Origin of the sequence: Halalkalibacter okhensis, assembly GCF_000787375.1 — a bacterium.
In the GTDB taxonomy this organism is placed as follows: domain Bacteria; phylum Bacillota; class Bacilli; order Bacillales; family Bacillaceae_D; genus Halalkalibacter; species Halalkalibacter okhensis.
Map to the genome: position 1 here is coordinate 1 of NZ_JRJU01000011.1, position 18,519 is coordinate 18,519.

At 38.6% G+C, this 18,519-nt stretch carries 17 protein-coding genes; 2 read left to right on the plus strand and 15 right to left on the minus strand.

Annotated elements, in window-relative coordinates; translation table 11 throughout:
• The coding region (locus LQ50_RS25425) for an MFS transporter (protein ID WP_034628658.1) at nucleotides 1-806 on the plus strand (806 nt) is incomplete at its 5' end.
• A 51-nt stretch (nucleotides 807-857) separates the two neighbouring features.
• On the opposite strand, the gene LQ50_RS09680 is transcribed toward LQ50_RS25425, so the two are convergent.
• From LQ50_RS09680 to LQ50_RS09700, 5 genes are all read right to left on the minus strand, one after another.
• On the minus strand, nucleotides 858-2,318 hold the full coding sequence (locus tag LQ50_RS09680; RefSeq protein ID WP_034628661.1) for an aldehyde dehydrogenase family protein: 1,461 nt from the start codon (nucleotides 2,316-2,318) through the stop codon (nucleotides 858-860).
• A gap of 60 nt (nucleotides 2,319-2,378) precedes the next feature.
• Nucleotides 2,379-3,692 carry a TRAP transporter large permease gene (locus tag LQ50_RS09685; RefSeq protein WP_034628664.1) on the minus strand — a complete coding sequence of 438 codons (1,314 nt, stop codon included), beginning with the start codon at nucleotides 3,690-3,692 and terminating at the stop codon, nucleotides 2,379-2,381.
• Nucleotides 3,682-4,185, minus strand: a complete 504-nt coding sequence (locus LQ50_RS09690; RefSeq protein ID WP_052144679.1) for a TRAP transporter small permease subunit — start codon at nucleotides 4,183-4,185, stop codon at nucleotides 3,682-3,684. Before LQ50_RS09690 ends, LQ50_RS09685 begins: the two co-directional genes overlap by 11 nt.
• A 3-nt stretch (nucleotides 4,186-4,188) precedes the next feature.
• Nucleotides 4,189-5,280: a TRAP transporter substrate-binding protein gene (locus LQ50_RS09695; protein ID WP_034628667.1), complete on the minus strand. Its 1,092-nt coding sequence runs from the start codon at nucleotides 5,278-5,280 to the stop codon at nucleotides 4,189-4,191.
• A 78-nt stretch (nucleotides 5,281-5,358) separates the two neighbouring features.
• Nucleotides 5,359-7,116, minus strand: coding sequence for a thiamine pyrophosphate-requiring protein (locus LQ50_RS09700; RefSeq protein ID WP_237563684.1), 1,758 nt, complete (start codon nucleotides 7,114-7,116; stop codon nucleotides 5,359-5,361).
• Between the two features lie 201 nt (nucleotides 7,117-7,317).
• Between LQ50_RS09700 and LQ50_RS09705 the strand changes: the two genes are divergently transcribed.
• Nucleotides 7,318-8,211: a LysR family transcriptional regulator gene (locus tag LQ50_RS09705; protein ID WP_034628669.1), complete on the plus strand. Its 894-nt coding sequence runs from the start codon at nucleotides 7,318-7,320 to the stop codon at nucleotides 8,209-8,211.
• A 177-nt stretch (nucleotides 8,212-8,388) separates the two neighbouring features.
• On the opposite strand, the gene LQ50_RS09710 is transcribed toward LQ50_RS09705, so the two are convergent.
• The 10 genes from LQ50_RS09710 to LQ50_RS09755 all read right to left on the minus strand — a co-directional run bounded on the left by LQ50_RS09710 (nucleotide 8,389) and on the right by LQ50_RS09755 (nucleotide 18,308).
• Nucleotides 8,389-8,913, minus strand: a complete 525-nt coding sequence (locus LQ50_RS09710) for a 3-phenylpropionate/cinnamic acid dioxygenase subunit beta (protein ID WP_034628672.1) — start codon at nucleotides 8,911-8,913, stop codon at nucleotides 8,389-8,391.
• Nucleotides 8,910-10,262 carry an aromatic ring-hydroxylating oxygenase subunit alpha gene (locus tag LQ50_RS09715; protein ID WP_034628675.1) on the minus strand — a complete coding sequence of 451 codons (1,353 nt, stop codon included), beginning with the start codon at nucleotides 10,260-10,262 and terminating at the stop codon, nucleotides 8,910-8,912. Before LQ50_RS09715 ends, LQ50_RS09710 begins: the two co-directional genes overlap by 4 nt.
• Before the next feature lie 571 nt (nucleotides 10,263-10,833).
• Nucleotides 10,834-11,016 (minus strand): hypothetical protein, encoded by a 183-nt coding sequence (locus LQ50_RS09720; RefSeq protein WP_034628678.1) that lies wholly within the window; start codon nucleotides 11,014-11,016, stop codon nucleotides 10,834-10,836.
• 52 nt (nucleotides 11,017-11,068) lie between these two features.
• Nucleotides 11,069-11,860: an IclR family transcriptional regulator gene (locus LQ50_RS09725; RefSeq protein WP_034628681.1), complete on the minus strand. Its 792-nt coding sequence runs from the start codon at nucleotides 11,858-11,860 to the stop codon at nucleotides 11,069-11,071.
• 138 nt (nucleotides 11,861-11,998) lie between these two features.
• Nucleotides 11,999-13,306: a TRAP transporter large permease gene (locus LQ50_RS09730; RefSeq protein ID WP_034628685.1), complete on the minus strand. Its 1,308-nt coding sequence runs from the start codon at nucleotides 13,304-13,306 to the stop codon at nucleotides 11,999-12,001.
• Nucleotides 13,296-13,865 carry a TRAP transporter small permease gene (locus tag LQ50_RS09735; RefSeq protein WP_034628687.1) on the minus strand — a complete coding sequence of 190 codons (570 nt, stop codon included), beginning with the start codon at nucleotides 13,863-13,865 and terminating at the stop codon, nucleotides 13,296-13,298. Before LQ50_RS09735 ends, LQ50_RS09730 begins: the two co-directional genes overlap by 11 nt.
• 28 nt (nucleotides 13,866-13,893) lie before the next feature.
• Nucleotides 13,894-14,994 (minus strand): TRAP transporter substrate-binding protein, encoded by a 1,101-nt coding sequence (locus tag LQ50_RS09740; RefSeq protein ID WP_034628690.1) that lies wholly within the window; start codon nucleotides 14,992-14,994, stop codon nucleotides 13,894-13,896.
• 375 nt (nucleotides 14,995-15,369) lie between these two features.
• Nucleotides 15,370-16,236, minus strand: a complete 867-nt coding sequence (locus LQ50_RS09745) for a 2-oxoacid:ferredoxin oxidoreductase subunit beta (protein WP_034628692.1) — start codon at nucleotides 16,234-16,236, stop codon at nucleotides 15,370-15,372.
• Entirely contained in the window at nucleotides 16,237-18,000 is a 1,764-nt protein-coding gene (locus LQ50_RS09750; RefSeq protein WP_052144680.1) for a 2-oxoacid:acceptor oxidoreductase subunit alpha, read from the minus strand.
• 59 nt (nucleotides 18,001-18,059) lie between these two features.
• A complete protein-coding gene (locus LQ50_RS09755; RefSeq protein WP_034628695.1) occupies nucleotides 18,060-18,308 on the minus strand; it encodes a ferredoxin in 249 nt (82 codons plus the stop codon).
• Nucleotides 18,309-18,519 lie beyond the last annotated feature (211 nt).

Genomic DNA, 18,519 nt, shown 5'->3' on the forward strand with positions numbered 1-18,519 from the left:
TTATGACAGGGATCTATACCATGTCTATGGCTTTAATGGCAGCTCTCGCATCTGGTGTGAGTATTCCTTTGGCTCAAGGGTTAAACCTCGGCTGGGAGAAATCATTAGCGCTTTGGGCGATTTTATCAGGAGGGGCTGTTCTTGCTTGGATACCCCAGCTTCGAAAGCCCAAAAGAATAGCTCAAGTTTCACATTCACCTAGCAGTTCCATTTGGTCTTCTAAACTAGCATGGCAAGTAACGCTTTTTATGGGGTTTCAGTCTTGTATTTTTTACTGCATAATTGCTTGGATACCTGAAATCTTAGTTACTCGAGGAATAGATGTTCCAATGGCCGGATGGTTATTAACATTGACACAAGTTGTTGGGCTTCCGGCAACATTACTTGTACCTATTCTAGCTGGGCGACTTTCAAATCAAAAAGGGATTGTATTAGGCATTGCCTTCCTATATGCTGCTGGCTTTCTAGGGATTTATGTTGGTGGATCTTTAGGCTTTATATCCGTATATATGATGTGCTTAGGGGTGGCACAAGGTGCAGGTATAAGTCTATCCCTGAGTTTGTTTGGCTTACGATCTCAAAATGCCTATGATGCAGCAAATCTATCAGGTATGGCACAATCGGCTGGTTATTTACTTGCAGCATTAGGTCCCCTTTTAATGGGTCTTTTCTTTGATCTCTTCCATTCTTGGTCACCATCTTTTTTCCTATTTTTTGCGATGATTCTAGCGATGGGGGTCTTTGGTGTACAAGCTGGACGCGATCAAGTTCTGTTCCAATCAGAACCAGAGAAATTAAGAGCATAAAAAAGGGTCTAGTTCATTCCCATTTGGGAAGAACAGACCCTTTTTCCTTATTTAAAACGCAAACTGACGATACTTAGTTTGCACTGATACCCACTTTGTTGTCGTAAACTCTTCGACAACCCACGGATTACCAAAGCGCCCTAGTCCGCTTGCTTTGTTACCACCAAATGGAATATGCGGGGCGTCATTGACTGTTTGATCGTTAATATGCGTCATCCCTGCTTCAACTTGTAGCGCAAGCTCTTCCCCACGTTCTAGGTCACTTGTAAAGATTGCCGAACTTAATCCGTGCTCGGTCTCATTTGCAAATTCAATCGCCTGCTCATCAGACTCTGCTTTAATGATGGTCGCAATTGGGGCAAATAATTCACTTTGCGCAAGCTGGCTTGAATTATCAACATTTGTAAAGACAAATGGTGTTAATACATTGCCAAAACGCTCCCCCTCTAAAGCTAGCGTTGCACCTTCTTGCTTCGCTTTTTCAATAAAATTCAAGGCCTTCTCCATTTGTCTAGCATTTACTAAAGGACCAATGACGGTTTTTGGATCACTCGTATCCCCATATGGAAGAGCAGCTGCTTTGTCCACAAATTTCTGAACGAATTCATCATGCTTATCTTGATGAACTATGATCCGATTAATGATCATACAAATTTGCCCTTGGTGAATAAATTTACCGAATATCGCAGCCTCCACCGCACGGTCTACATCGGCATCGGATAAAACTATCAATGGACTGTTCCCACCAAGTTCAAGAGCGACACGCTTTAAATTTCTTCCTGCAATTTCGCCAATATGTCGTCCTACCGCTGTTGATCCCGTGAAACTCACCAATTGATAATTCGGGTTCGTCAACATGTCATCACCAATTTCCTCGACATCAGTTTGAATCACATTTAAGACCCCTTTAGGAAGACCAGCTTCTTCAAATGCCTTCGCTAAAATCGCTCCACCACTTAACCCTACTTGAATATCTGGCTTATGAACAACGCTATTTCCTAGCGCAATAGCAGGGGCGATCGTCCTCATCGATAGATTCATAGGAAAGTTAAACGGCGAAATTGACGCAATAACCCCTAACGGCACTCGGTGAATGTGATTTAGTTTGCCTTCAACATGCCCAGGTACTTCTCGTACTTGATTGACCTCATCAGCATATTTAAGTGCCTCCTCTAGAAATTCAAGTGTTAAGTGTAATTCAACATTTGCTTTTAACACACTGCCACCTGTTTCACGACCAATGATACTCACAATTTCCTCACGATTTGCCTTCAAATAATCGGCTGCCTTATGCAAGACGTCTCTGCGCTCATCCACTGTGCTTTTTGCCCATTGTTTTTGCGCTGCTTTTGCGACCGTAAATGCTTCTTCTACTTGTTTGGACGTAGCCAATTGAATAGAAGTAATAAGAGAACCGTCATATGGATTAGTAATATCATACGACCGATCACTGCCCCCAACTACCCACTCACCGTTAATGAAACTTTTGTTTAATTGTTCAAAGTTTTGCATACAAAACACTCCTCTTTATTCGTTTTATTAATAAATTGTATACTTCAACCTAAATCTGCATTAACCTCCACCTCTCATAAAGTTAGGCAAGGTCATGACAATTTCAGGAAAAATAACTAGTAGAATAGTAAAAAGAATCATGGTTACTAGCATGGGCGTAACCCCTTTAAATATCGTTTGAATCGGAATATCTTTTGCAACCCCATTTATTACATACACACTAATTCCAAGAGGTGGTGTAATAACCCCCATGTTGAACACCATAACCATAATAATCCCAAACCAAATCCCATCAAATCCAAGCTGAATAATGAGTGGATAGACGATCGGAAGTGTTAAAACTAAGATTGCAATCCCTTCCAAAAATAATCCTAACAAAAAATAGATAATTAAGATGATTGCCACGATGACAAATGGCGATACATCTAAACCGACCACCATCGATGTAACCGCAGTCGGAACTCGACTCATAGCTAAAAATTGCCCAAATAGTGTCGCTCCAATTAAGATAATAAAAATCATCGATGTTAATCGGATTGTCTCCTCTAAAGAGGCAAAAAAACCTTTCCATCCCAAGCGTCTCGTTAAAACAGAAAATAACAATGCACCAAGTGCCCCTACTCCCCCTGCTTCGGTTGGTGTGAAAAAGCCAAAATAAATTCCACCAATACTTAGTAAGAAGATCAATCCAAAGGGCCAAATTTTACTGATCGATTTCATTCGATCTTGAAACGAAGACGGACTTTGCTGGTTCGGTGCAAGTGACGGCTTCCTTCTCACTTGAATATATACAGTGAGCATGAAAAAAAAGGCTAATAAGATTCCTGGCACTAGTCCAGCAATTAATAATGCCCCCACCGGCTCCATCGTCAACACCCCGTAAAGAATTAAAATCACACTTGGGGGAATTAACACACCTAGCGTTCCACCTGCGGCCACACAAGAAGAAGATAACCCAGGGTGATATTTATAATCTTTCATTTCAGGTAAGGCCACTTTTGCTAACGTTGCTGTCGTAGCATTAACACTCCCTGAAATAGAAGAGAAAATTGCTGATGCACCAATCGTTGCCATTCCAATTCCTCCGCGAACGTGTCCAACCCAGTGGTCAACTGCTTTAAATAAGTCTTTTGCTAATCCACTATAAGAAAGAAACATCCCCATCAAAATAAACATTGGCATAACACTTAAACTATATTTACTTGCTGTACCAAAAGCACTCATACCAAGCTGAGCCAAAGCAACATTCGTTCCCGATAAGTACATATAACCTGTAAATCCAACTAAAAGGAGAGCAATTCCAACTTGAACACGAAGCAAGATCAGAACAAACAAAGCAATAATTCCGATTATTCCTACTACTTCAGGACTCATTTGGATGCACCACCTTTCGTATCGCTTTTAAGAAATCAACGAGCACCGTTAAGGTAAAAAATAAAATCCCCACTGCACAAACAAGTACAAAAGCACTAACCGGTAACTTTAAATCCCCTGTTACACTATTGGAAACTTGATTGGCATAAGACACTGTTTGTCTAGCCATTAATCCTAATAAAACCATCATAATTAAGTATGTGATCACATCAAACACAGCCTGCGCTCTAACAGACAGCTTATCAATGAAAACCCCAACTGAAATATGCCCCTTTTTCTGTTGGGTATACCCTAGACTTAAAAAGACAATTAACGCTAGCCATAAATAGGTTAGCTCATACGTACCTGTAACAGGACGCCATAAGAAGCGGCCTGCTACATCACTAAATGTTAATACCATCATCAAAAATAAGAGGAGTGCTGAAACTTTAGATGAAATGTTATTTAAGAACCCTACAAATTTCTCGAAATTCGTTATGAATCTCATAAACATATGCTATTCTCCTAGATCGCGGAGGCGAACCGCTTCCTCATAAATTTCTGATCCTGGCAATCCCTCTGCATCCATTTCATTTACCCATTTTTCATATAGGTGCTCAAGTGGCGCTTTCCAATTAGAAAGGTCTTCTTCAGGAATTTCATAGACTTCAATTCCTGCTTGAGTAGCTGATTCCCAGCCACCGTCCGCATCTACGTTATAAAGCTCAGCTGCTTTGTTTGCCATGTTTTCACCTATAAGTTCTTCAATCACGGCTTGATCTTCTTCAGAAATTTTTGACCAAGTAGCTGGGTTAATGACTACAAAGATACTACTTGTATAGAAGTTCCCTTTTGTAATATAGTTCGTTACATCCGCGAGTTGGAAGTTCGTAATAACAGAAGCTGGAGCAAGCGCCCCATCAACGACTCCTCTTTGCATCGCTTCATATACATCTCCCATTGGCATTGAAACAGGAATAGCTCCATATGATTCTAAAATTCCATTAGCTGATGGCGAAGGTGTTCGAATTCTTAAACCTTGTAGATCTTCAGGTGAATGGATAGGTTTATCGACCGTTAAAAGTTGGGCTGGATCATTTTTAAACAACCAACCAACCTTCGTACCTTCATGCTCCTCTGCAATATCAGGAAACGTTTCATGAAGTCCCCAGAAGATCCTAGTCGCATCTGTTGCATTCTCCCCCATAAATGGCAACTCTGTTACACCTGTAAGAGGGAACCTTCCAGGAGTATAACCATGAAGGGACATTGACATATCCGCTACTCCATTTACAACTAGATCGTACTGTGCATTGGCCTCTCCTAACGCATTGGCTGGATATAATGTTCCAGTCACTCTGCCATCTGTCGCCTCTTCCATATCTGCAATAAAAGGTTCGATGAGCTCTGTATGTTGTGGGTGGGGACCTGGCATGAAGGTAGAAAACGTTAAATCTACTACATCTCCTGATGGAGCAGGACTTTCTGCTTCTCCACTCGTTTCCTCACCACCTGTTGATTCTGCCCCCCCACAAGCAGCTAGACTAATAAGCATTGCACTCATAACCCCAGACCATAGAAAACGCTTCCATTTTTGTTGTTTTTTCATGGTTACACCCCTTTAGATTAATAAATACAATAGGTATATTTAGTGGTGGAGTATCCTCCACCTGTTTAGGAACACAATTTACTTGCCAGTAATCCGAACATCTACCACAGCTGACCTACCACTTTTTACAATTTCATAAGCAGTTTGTAATGCTTCTTTTAATTCTTTTGGATCTTCTACCGTCCTCGCATATGCTCCTCCAGCAGCCCAGGCAACATTTGCCAGATCCGAAGACGGTCCGAAGTTCGTGTAAAATTCATCTGTTTGTTTTGCTAATCCATCTGGGTGAACACCTAAGGCAGAGAATTTCGGTGCATTCCATTGTTCATTATTGTAAATAACAGTCAGGAATGGAGCCTCATACTTTCTCGACATCCAGTGAACAGGAGTAGGATTACTGAAAACGAAACAACCATCGCCGCATAAGCTAACAACCACTTTGTCTGGTGAAGCTAACTTGGCGCCAACAGCAGCTCCCCCGTTCCATCCGAGAGAACCACCTCCCATTGTAAAATACGTACCTGGCATAGTCCTAGGTAAATGATTATTCACAGTGGAAAAATTCGTAATTGTCTCACTCATAACAATGGTTTCGTCTTCAATGACTTCTCTAATGCAAGATGTTAATAATTCCGGAGTGATTCTTCCTTCGTCACTCGGTCTCTCAAGTAAGGATAACTGCACCTGCTGTTCTTCATGAAATTGGGAGATTTCTTTAAAGCGCTTTGAAATTTTATCCTTGGTTAATTCTGCTTGATCAATACAAGCATTCAATTGCTGCAGGACAACATGTGTATCCGCTTTAAAGAAACTCTCTGATGGAATATACCACAGGGGTGTTTTTTCTTTTAAAGGATCAGCGTCGACATAATAAATCTTGCAGTCTGCAGCAGGTTTATTGTGTAATGGAATCCACGGAACATCACTGTCTAAGACAAGAACCAAATCAGCGTTAGCTAACTGTTCATGCTGAATTGGTTCATTCCATCTATACCCCACATGTAGCGGGTGATCTGAAGGAAAGTTAAAATAACTCGGAACCGATTCAAGAACTGGAATCGCAAGCTTATTTGATAAATGAATTAGTTCTTCGACACTTTCATGATTACGTCCTAGGTAAGACGTGACAATTAAAGGATGTTCCGCCTTAAGCAACGCATCTTTTATCTCTTCAATTTTTTGTGGAGGAATGGCAGCTGGCGACAAGGGTCCCCACTTTTTTAGGTCAAGGGAAACTTCCTCTACTTTTTCTTCCAACACTTCACGTGCAGCAATCAAATATGCTGGCCCTTTTGGATCACTTTGTGCAACTTGCATCGCTCTATGAAGCAACTGTTTTACGTTTTTTCCTGTTCGGATTTCATTTGAATATTTAGCATACTCTCTTACAATTCCAGGCTGATCATACACATCTTGAATCCAATGAATAAATTCATTTCGGCTTCCTAGCATTTCACCATCTTGAGTCGTAGGTGAAGTACCTGCAAAGATTAATACAGGAATTCTTCCTTTCGCCGCATTATGTACAGCCCCTCCAAGATTTTGAGTACCACAATCAACATGAACAATGACTACTTGTGGCTCTCCAGTGATTTGAGCATAGCCATGAGCTGCGCTTAATGCTACCATTTCATGTTGACAGATAATCACTTCTGGCATCTCTCTACCTTCTTTTTTAAACCGTGCAAAACTCTCAAGCAAAGCTGGATGGTCGCTCCCTAAATTCGCAAATATATAGGATACACCTAAATCCTGAAATGCTTCTACCATTTGATCTGCCGTCGTATACATCCTTTTCTCCACAGAGACGTTGCTTTTTGCGTCTTGTAACTTCACCAATATCCCCCCAAATTTATCGTATCCTTTTCCTCATCGATATTAAGCGTTTACAAATGTAAAATAAATAAAACTGAATGTTTTGTTTATTTTTAATAATTGCTTTTTTTATAGTGTAGCACATGCTATATTATATGAATAATATTAATAAAGTCTGTTTTATATACTTTTATCATATGAATACCAAGAGGAGGTCTTTGATTGGATATCCGGCAACTCCGGTATTTTATTACCGTTGTACAGGAAGGTCAAATTACACTTGCTGCAAAAAAGTTGAATATGGCACAACCACCTTTAAGTCAACAACTAAAAAATATGGAGACAGAGATTGGGGCGAAACTTCTCTCTAGAAATGGACGCAAGCTCGAATTAACAGAAGCTGGACACCTTCTCTATCAAAAAGGACTTCATCTACTTGATCGTTTTGATGAAACGATTACTGCTGTAAAAGAAACTGGTGAAGGGCTAAGTGGTACATTATCAATTGGTTGTGTCATGTCGTGTATACACTACCTCCCCGAGCGAATCCGGGCTTTTAACGACACATACCCTCAAGTTAAAGTAAAGATACTAGCAGGTGACCCTTATCGATTAACGGATTATATTTATGAGAGAAGCATTGAAGCTGCTATCGTTCGCTCTCCACTTAATACTGAAAATTTTAATACCATCGAATTAGATATTGACCCGTTTGTTTTCATCGCACCAAAAGCATGGGAACAATTGCCTTCGGGCTCTAAAATAGCCATGAGAGACATTTCCGAACTTCCCTTAATTGCATTACATCGTGTTAATGGAGTTGGCGTCTATGAAGTTGTCCTAGAAGAATTTAATAGACATGGTTTAGAACCCAATTATGTATGTGAATCTCCTGACGCCACTATCCTATTATCTATGGTTAAAGCAGGGATAGGTGGAGTATTGTTGCCTAAATCGGTTTTATTTAATTTCTCAAAAGAAAACCTTAGAGTGTTTGAAATAATAGATAGCTCAGCTGAAACAACGACATCAATCATTTGGCAAAAAGAAAGATATTTATCTAAAGCTGCAAAGCGATTCATTGAATTGTTTACTGACGAGTATCCATCAACTTAGGACAGAAAGAGAGAGTGCTTTTAGAAACCCCTATAAGCACTCTATGATTTTCACTTTTTATTAAGCTGTTACTTTCTATAAGCGAACGCTTTCATCCATTATATAAATAAAAGATTTCTTATGAAAGAGTGGGGTACTTATAGCTGCAACATCGTTCATTATTTGCCACTTTTTCTCTTACAAGAACATACTCATATTCATCGTCGTAATGACCGTTTGATCTGGAATGATCGTCCGCGAACATACTCTCCACTCGCCATCTACTTTTCTAACTATATCATTTCTTTCACCAAACATCTCTTCAAGGTCTGTTGTTGAGCCACGGCTCCGCTTATATAAAAAATAGCTACGTACTTTATACTCATCTTGTTGTTCTCCTGCTTCAATAACTACATTTGAGATAAAATGGCGTTGTCTTGTCGCAGGATTTTCAACCCAGGCAGATTTCGTATACAATCTATTTACCCTTGTTCGAAGAGAAGCCTTCGTTTCTTCGTAAAAGGCTGAGTCGACAGAGATATTATCAATATTGACTCCTTCGACCGTTTCGCGTAGGGGCATTTTATAAGTTATATCATCCGTTAATAACTCTAGCCATTCTTTGTACTTTCGATTGTCCAGGTAATAAGCCTCTTGATAAAGTAAATTCGCAATTTGGTCTTTAATCTCTAATGATACATGCGCTTTTACCTCATTACTCATTTTATTTCCTCCTTTACAGACGTATCGGCAATAAGTAAATCTAACCAATGCTCGTGCATTCTTCTAGCTAATGCATCACAATACGTTGTCGGATATGCAACTCCTGGACCCGGGAAAGATTCATCTTGCTTTACATGACTAAATCCCATTAAATAGTTGCTTAAATTGTTATAATTTAACTCTTTATCACGCATCATCGACGCACCACTGACCTCAACAATTCGTGCCCAAGTTTCCGTATCATCTTGTTCCAATGTTCCAGTTGGTCCAAACGAACCAAGATATCCTCTATAGGCATCAGCCTTATATTCTTCTGGAGCAGTCTTATCAATCATAAACCAACACCACACTTCTACTTTATCGGGGCCAAGTGGTCTCCAAACGCGGAAATTTAAGTAATTATGCAAATGTCCTTCTGTTCCATGAACTGGACTTACAAACGAAAGATTTGGATACACTCCTCCAACAAAAACAGTCACTCTTTCAAGTATATCGGCTTGTTCGGCGGATAAATTTCGTTGGAACATTGGCCACATTTCTTTTGGCATTCCTTGAAATTCGGTTCGAGAACGACCTGTTTTTGATGTAATGACATTAATTCCATGTGCATTTTTCATAACGACTTGGTGTCCATATCCAGCATAAAGAGGATCCTCTGGGCTAATACCCATTTCTACGGTTGACCTATGAGTCGTTTGAACGTGATAAGGGTCTGCAGCAAAATTTTCTGCTGTTGATTTCCAGTTTGCCTTTGCTACCCAACGTTGCGGAAGGCCGATGACTTCCATGCCCCCATCGCTTCGACCTAACATCATATCAAAATACCACTTCATCTCTCCTAAATAATCTTCTAGTGGTTCTGCTTCAGGATCAAGACAGCCAAAAATCATTCCTTGATAGCTTTCTACTCTTGGAACCTTACGAAGCCCCCATTCGTCTTTACACATTTCTTCCCCGTACACTTTATTCCCAGCAACAATTCCTATTAATTTCCCATCTAGATTGTAGCTCCAGCCATGATACGGACAAGAAAACGTTTTCTTTTTACCGCGATCTGCTGTACATAATTGAGTGCCACGATGAGTACAGGAATTTAAATACGCTTTAATTTCATCTTTACTATCTCTCACAAGCAAAATTGGATCATTAACCATCCATCTTGTTACATAGTTTCCTGGTTCCTTTAACTCCGTTTCATGTGCTAAAAATTGCCATGTCTTCCCAAAAACCTTTTCTTTTTCTAGTTCATAAATATCCGGGTCAGTGATAACCCACTGTGGTAACAAGCCTTCATCCATTTTCTCCTTTAACTGCTGAATAAGTTTCTCATCTAGTTCTCTTTTAATCATTGAAACTTCCTCCTTGTAAAGGTTATTTTATAAAGCGCTTTCAATTCACAATGTGAACTAACAATTGCTATAATGAATTATAGGTCAAATATACCCCAAAAAATAACGAAATGTCAATATAAAAAGAATTTTCTAATAAAATCACTCACTTTTAGATTTAATAAAAAAGAGAACCAAGAAAAAGGCCATGAATTAGGGCTTTTTCTTGGTTCTCGAAGTAATGAGAGTAACCGCCTAAAAATGTTGTGTTAAGCTTTTTTGAGTGCGAGAAACCAAAGGAGCTACCTTTACAAGAGCTCGTGTTCTTCCGTTAAGGTAACCTCTATTTTCAATATGTAAGGAAACATGGAACCTCATTCCGCTATTTTTCACAAAATCTAGGTTTGAACCAGGGACCATTTAGTCCACTTAGAGCATCTGTTCAACATTTTTGCGGAATTAGATCCGATTCGCTCATTTAGAGTTGGGATTCTTGCCTTAACGGTCATCTCAAAACAAGAACCTTACTTTACTCAAAAAAAGGTGTTCCCAAAGTCTGTTTTGACCATAGAGACACCCCTGTAATAACCTATCATTCCTTTTCCGTTTTCTCTTGCGTTTGTAGATTCAGTTCTAACTTTTTCATTTCTAACTCCACTTTTTTCTCTTCTAATCTTAATTCTTTCTCTTTTAATTCATTATCTTTTTTCTTTACATACCCGTAATAGATAAGAGAAAATCCAACAATGATTGTAATATAAAAAAATAAATCCAAATTCTCACCTCCAAAAAAAGAACAACTTTATCTATCCAGAATTACTTATGTATTATTTGTTACTATATTCATGTTTACCTTGTCCCATTTTTAACGAAATAGTTGATGCTACATTCATAATCGAGTCTATTAATTCCTCTCTCTTTCCTCCCTCCATTTTAAAACTTGGACCAGATATTCCAACAGAGGCAATCACTTGCTTTTGACCATTAAAAATGGGTGCAGAAATAGCTGTATATCCTATAAAGGTTTCATCCACATCAACAAAATACCCATATTCACGAATATCCTGAAGTCGTTTAATAAATTTTGTTCTATCCGTTAATGTCTTTGGTGTTCTTGCTTCTAGAGGAAATGTTTCAAGAAGCTTCTCTACAAAACTCATCTCCATAAACGCTAACAATACAATTCCAAATGCTCCATTATGGAGGATACGCCTTCTTCCTACAAAATTATTAGGCTGCAGACCATCTTCACTATCATACCTAACTAAATATTGAATTGATTCAGATTGAGGTTGAGCAAGGATAACCGAATGCCCTGTGTCTTCATGAAGTTTTACCAAATAAGGATCTGCTTCCCTCCGAATATCTAAGTTCTCAAGGACAACTCCACTATATTCTAGTATACCAGTGCCTAATCGATAACGATTTGTCACTTGGTTATATTCGATTAAATAATTACGCTCTAGTGTCCAAAGCAGACGATATGTCGTTGTTTTTGCTAGATTCGTCTTACTCATAATATCTTCTATTGTAAGTTCTGACTTTTCGTAACTGAAACAATTTAATATTTGAATCGCGCGCTCAACTGATTGAATTGGTTCTAAATTAAGTTCTCTCATTAAAAATCCCCAGTTTCTCTAGTAATTGTTATTATCATTTAAACACCTACCGAACAATAATTCAAACTTTTAAAAAAACCTTCTTACTATTAGAGAGCTTTCCAAGCCCACTAAATAATAAGAAGGTTTATTGAATCGTCAGGATCTGGATATCTCTGGTAAGAAGGTCACGATTTCCGGGAAAATGATTAATAATATGGTAAAGGCAACCATAACAAGTACCATCGGTGTTACACCACGGAAAATTTTGGTGATTGGTACATCTTTTACAACACCACTTATAATATAAACACTTAATCCAAGTGGAGGCGTTAATACACCAATATTAAGAACCATTACCATTATAATCCCAAACCATAGTCCATCAAATCCTAGCTGCGTAACCATAGGATAAACAATAGGAAGAGTTAAAACCATAATTGCAATCCCTTCCATAAACATACCTAAGATTAAGTATACTAGTAAAATTAATAGTAAGATGACATAAGGTGATACATCTGCTGAACCAACCATTGACGTTAATTTCATTGGAATTTGACTTAGTGCTAAAAATCGGCCAAAAATACTTGCACCAATTAAAATTAAGAAAATCATAACAGATAATCGAATCGTATCATCTAAAGAAGATTTCAATTTCTCCCAAGTTAACTTTTTGGTAATAAGAGTGACTAAAAACGCTCCAATTGCACCTATTCCACCAGCTTCCGTTGGAGTAAATACACCAAAATAAATTCCTCCAATACTGACCATGAAGATAATTAGAAACGGCCAAACCGTTGAAAGCGAACGCAGTTTGTCATTCAACGATGAAGATTCTAATGACCTTGGTGCTAATTCAGGCTTTAAGCGCACTTGGATATTAATTGTAATCATAAAAATGATTGCTAATAAAAGACCAGGAACGATCCCACCTATTAATAAAGGGCCAATCGGAACTTGAGTAAGAGCTCCATACAAGATCAATATCACGCTTGGCGGGATCAAGATTCCTAATGTTCCACCAGCCGCAACCGCTGCGGTTGACATCGATGGCAAGTATTTATATTTATTCATTTCAGGGATTGCAATTCTTGCCATCGTTGCCGTTGTTGCATTGGTTGATCCCGAAATAGCAGCAAAAATGGAGCTAGCTCCAATTGTTGCAATGGCCAAACCACCTCTTGTATGACCTAACCATTTATCAACAGCCTTGAATAGATCTTGCCCTAGACCTGTATTGGACATAAACATTCCCATCAATATGAATAAAGGAATAACACTTAAGCTATAAGCATTTGCCGTTCCAAATGCAGCTGTTCCCAACTGTGCCAACCCAACGCTCCAGTCTGTTAGCAATGACACCCCTAAAAACCCTACTAGAAACAACGAAAGTCCTACGGATACATTCAAAAGAATAAGAACTAACAATAATGCTATACCTAACACACCAATCATTTCAGGACTCATTCTTTTGCACCACCTTGCGAATAGATTGCCAGATATTGAGAACGATTGTTAGAGCATAAAACAGTACCCCAATAGCAGCTAAAATAGCAAAAAATTTCATTGGAATTCCTAGATCTCCACTAGTTTGTGCTCCAAACCTTTGAGCGTAGGCAAACAACTGCCACGATGTTGTTGCTAGTAAAGCTAGCATAATCATAGATGTGAAAACATTTAATGATTCACGAACTTTTACAGGTAATTTACAAGTGATAAAATCAATGGAAATGTGCTCTTTCTTTAATTGTGTTACACCCAAGCTCAAGAAAATAACGATGACCATTGCCAATCCAGTTAATTCATACGTACCTGTTATTGGTTTATAAAAAAAATAACGCCCAATAACATCTCCTGTAGTCAAAAACATCATTAAAAAGAGGACGAGCATCGACACTCGATGTGTAGCATTATTAAGAGAATAGACAAATTTCTCAAATTTTGTCGTTTGTTCTGGCAAAGAGGATTGGTTGGGACCCTCAGATCCCAACATTTCCTTTTGAACTTCCTTTGCGTTCGAGCTCATAAAATCACCTCAGTAAGATAACTTGCTTTTAATTTTCTTCCATTAATCGTAAAGCTTCATCTAAAATCGCTTGACCGTCAATTCCCTTAGATTCCATATTTGTAAGCCACTCATCTGTTACAATTTGAGCTGCTTCCTTAAATCTTTCAAGTTCCGCATCATCTAGCTCAAAGAACTCAATTCCTTCTTCTTCTGCTTTCGCTCTCGCTTTTTCCTCTTGAGCATCAAACGCCTCTCCAGAAGTACGAGCCATTGGTTCGCCAATCATCTCTTCAATAATTGCTTGATCATCAGCAGAAATTTTATCCCAGCTATTATTATTCATCATGACATAGAATAAACCAGTACTAAAGTTACCGATTGTTACATAATCAACAACATCAAACAAATTAAAATCAGCTAAGGCTGCTACGGGAAGGATTCCTCCATCAATTACTCCGCGTTGCATAGAATCATATATTTCTGGAGCAGGCATTGAAACCGGTGTTGCCCCCCATGATTCAATCATCTTACCACCCTCAACAGATGGAGTTCTTAACCTTAAGCCACGTAAGTCTTCTAAACTAGTTACTTGTTTTCCAGCCGTTACAATTGCATACGGATCAGCTGCATGTGCCCATAATAATTTGGCATCATCATATTCTGCTTGAATTTCAGGGAACTGATCATATAGTTTTTGTGCAATGACACTTAGTTTCTCTCCATCTCCGTCCGCTAAAAATGGCAATAGCATAACAGAATGAACTTCAAACTTCCCTGCATTATAGCCTTGAAGTCCCCAACCCGAATCCATGATACCGGTTACAATATTGTCATATGTTTCAGCTGGTGATCCTAATGCTCCACCAGGGTAAAGTTGGAAATTTATACGTCCCTCTGTTGCCTCTGCTACTTCCTCAGCAAATGGTCTCATTGCCATTGAATCTTGAACATGCTCAGTAGAGTTCATATGTCCCATGCTAAAAGTAATTCCATCACCACCTGATTGACTAGCTTCTGGCTCTGAACTATCAGGGTCACTACCTGAATCTGTTGAACCGCTGCTATCACTAGAACCACAAGCTGAAATCAAAAGCACTAAAGCAAGCATCAAACTAACAAATGAGATTTTATTTGTAAACCTTTTCATAAAAATCTACCCCCAAATTTGTTTTATTACATACAATTAAGCAACTCCCCACTTTAATCGCTTACATAAATAACTTTATAAATTCCCTCCTTAAATAAATCTACTATATATTTTTAATTACTTAATATACTATTTGTTATTGACTTGTTGTTATCTTCATTTTAAAACCCTTTTAAAAACAGAACAACTAGTCTGTTCTTTTATGAGCAACTAATTTATTTTTTTTTGAAATAAAGGAACTATTTTATAAAATCAAATAATTTCCTACATTACTTCTTTGTTCTACTAATTAATCCCTCTATGTACTATCATTTCGTAATTTGTTAATTAGTAATAACCCCTAAGCTGATTACTTTGGGGTTATTACTTTAGGAATTACATAAATTCAACCATCATCTTATTAAACTGTTCTTCATCTAAATGCAAGTTTTCATGAGCAAGAGGTTTTTCTGAATAACCAGTAAGCATTTCTTGATACGATGGTTGTTGTTTGTTTTGATAAATCAGTCCCGTTACTAGGCCATTATGTTCCATTAATGTTTGCATTGCCTGCATCCGGTTTTCTTCATGATAATCTGGAACATCTGTTAATTTGGTCAGATTCTTCTTAAACCAATCGTACGTATTAACTTTATTAAAAGTCACACACGGACTAAATACATTAATTAGTGAGAACCCTTTGTGGTTAATTCCTTTCTCAATTAATGTTGTTAACTCCTTTAAGTCAGTTGAGAAACTTTGAGCTACAAATGTTGCACCAGCCGTTAACGCCATTTCCATTACATTTAATGCAGACTCAACAGAACCATTTGGAGTACTTTTGGTTTTAAAACCTACGTCACTACGCGGCGATGTTTGTCCTTTTGTTAATCCATAAATCTGGTTATCCATAACAATATACGTCACATCAATGTTTCGTCTGATGGCATGAATGGTGTGTCCCATCCCAATTGCAAATCCATCCCCATCTCCACCTGAAGCAATAACCGTCAAATCTTTGTTTGCCATCTTTACCCCTTGAGCGATCGGGAGCGCACGTCCATGAATTCCATGTAAACCATAGGAATTAATATACCCTGAAATACGCCCAGAACAGCCTATTCCTGAAACAACAGCCAGGTTATCTGGTTCTACCCCTACATTTGCAGCAGCACGTTGAATGGCAGCTTGAACAGAAAAGTCTCCACATCCAGGGCACCAATTCGGCTTTACTTTATTACGAAAATCTTTAAATGTTGCCATTTAGGCCATCTCCTTGCTTTTTTGAATAAGTGCTGAACATCGATTATGAATTTCTGTTGGTAAAAATGGGTTTCCATCATACTTTAAAACACTCTCGATGTTGTTTTGTCCAACATTCATTTTAATAATATTTGCAAGCTGTGCGGTAGCATTGTTTTCAACCACTACGACTCTTTTTGCCTTGGCCATAAGCCGTTTTAATGAATCAGTTGGAAATGGGTGCAGTAGGCGAATGTGAGCGTGATTAACTTTAATTCCTTCCGCTTCTAACCTCGGCATCGCCTCTTCAATGGTCCCTCGAGTTGAATTCACACCAATAATTAATAAATCAGCTTCCTCATGATTAGCCTGAATATGAACAGGCCTTCTAAAACAATTGCATAAATTGTCTAGCTTTCTCATCCGTTTATCCATTTGGTTCTGTCGATTGGCAGGACTTTCTGACGGTTTACCTGTTTCATCATGCTCCACCCCAGTTACGTGGTGTATTCCATTTTTCATTCCTGGAATTACGCGATTTGAGACACCGTTATTCGTAACTTCATAGCGTTTATAATAAGCACCATCCACTCGTTCAGGCAATTGGGCATTCGTATCTAACGTTCCACGTCTAATTTCGACTTTTGAAAAATCAAGCGGTTCAACCGTTTGTTTTCCAAGCGAAAGGGCTAAGTCCGTGACCATAACGACCGGACATTGATACTCTTCTGCTAAATTAAACGCTTCAACCGTATCATAAAAAGCCTCCTCTACCGTACTTGGTGCCATAACAATTTTAGGGATGTCTCCATGCGTACTATAAATCATCGCCATTAGATCTGATTGCTCTTGTTTGGTTGGTAATCCAGTACTAGGCCCTCCTCGCTGTGTATCAATAACAACAAGGGGAGTTTCCGTCATACCTGATAAACCAATCGCTTCAGCCATTAAGGACAAACCAGGACCTGCTGAAGCCGTAAATGAACGGACTCCTGCATAATTCGCCCCAATGGCCATTGTACATGCTGCAATCTCATCCTCCGTTTGAATCACCGTCCCACCGAGTTCAGGAAGTTTTTTAATCATATACTCCATAATTTCGGATGCAGGTGTTATCGGATAGGCTGCCATAAATCGACTTCCCGCAGCTACTGCCCCCATCCCAATCGCATCATTACCAATCAGAAACATTCTATGCTTTCCATCTGCTTGGGCTAACTTTAGATTAGAAAGTTTAATACTAGGATCTTCTTTCAAATAATCTGCCCCGGCACATATTGCTTTCATATTATTCTCTACAATTTTTTCTCCTTTTTTCATAAATATATCCTCTACTACAGCTCTAAACGTTTCAGGAGATAGATCTAAGATGGTACTCGTTGCCCCAACAGCTACCATGTTTTTCATTAGAGACGTTCCAAGTTCATTAGCTATTTCTGTAAATGGGACAATATATAGGTTTGCCTTGCAGCCATCTGGAATCGTCGGGTTGAACTTAGCATCAGCAAGAATTATTCCGTCTTCCTGTAGTTCATGAAAGTTCACATCGATAGTTTCTTGGTCAAAAGCGACAAGAATGTTTAAATCATCGGAAATTGAATTAAGAGGTTTTGTACTAACTCTTATTTTATTATTTGTATGACCACCCTTAATCCTTGAGGAGAAATGACGATATCCATACAAATAGTAACCAAGACGATTGAGAGCAGTTGCAAAAATCTCACCCGTACTTTCAATTCCTTCCCCTTGTTGCCCTCCTACTTTCCACGATAATTGCTCTCTCATGCGATTCACTCCTTTAGAGATTTTCTACTCAACATAAAAGCGTTTTCAACACTTCGGATTTATTCAAACTTCAAAGGATCTCCGTCAAATGGTTCATCTGCAAGTTTAATAGATTCTGTTGGGCACCCCTCATGGGCATCTTCCATATCTTCTAACAACTCTTCTGGTACCTCGGTTGTTCCATTGTTGTTATCTAACAAAACAAAAGCAATTCCCTCATCGTCATAATCATAAATGTCTGGTGCTGCAGCTCCACATGCACCACACGCAATGCAAGTATCTTTGTCTACAATCGTATATTTTGCCATCGTAATCTCTCCCTTATAGTTGTTCTAAAACATGTAACTAAAGCCGATAAAGATGATAGGTACATAGTTAATTATTTATTTGTTCTCATCATAAAAGAACTTCAATTCCTATACAAGACCACCGTTCTTTTATACGTAACATAAATTAATTATTCTAACAATTCCAACATTTGTTACTTCTTCGGGTTTCATTCTGGCTCAAAATGAACTT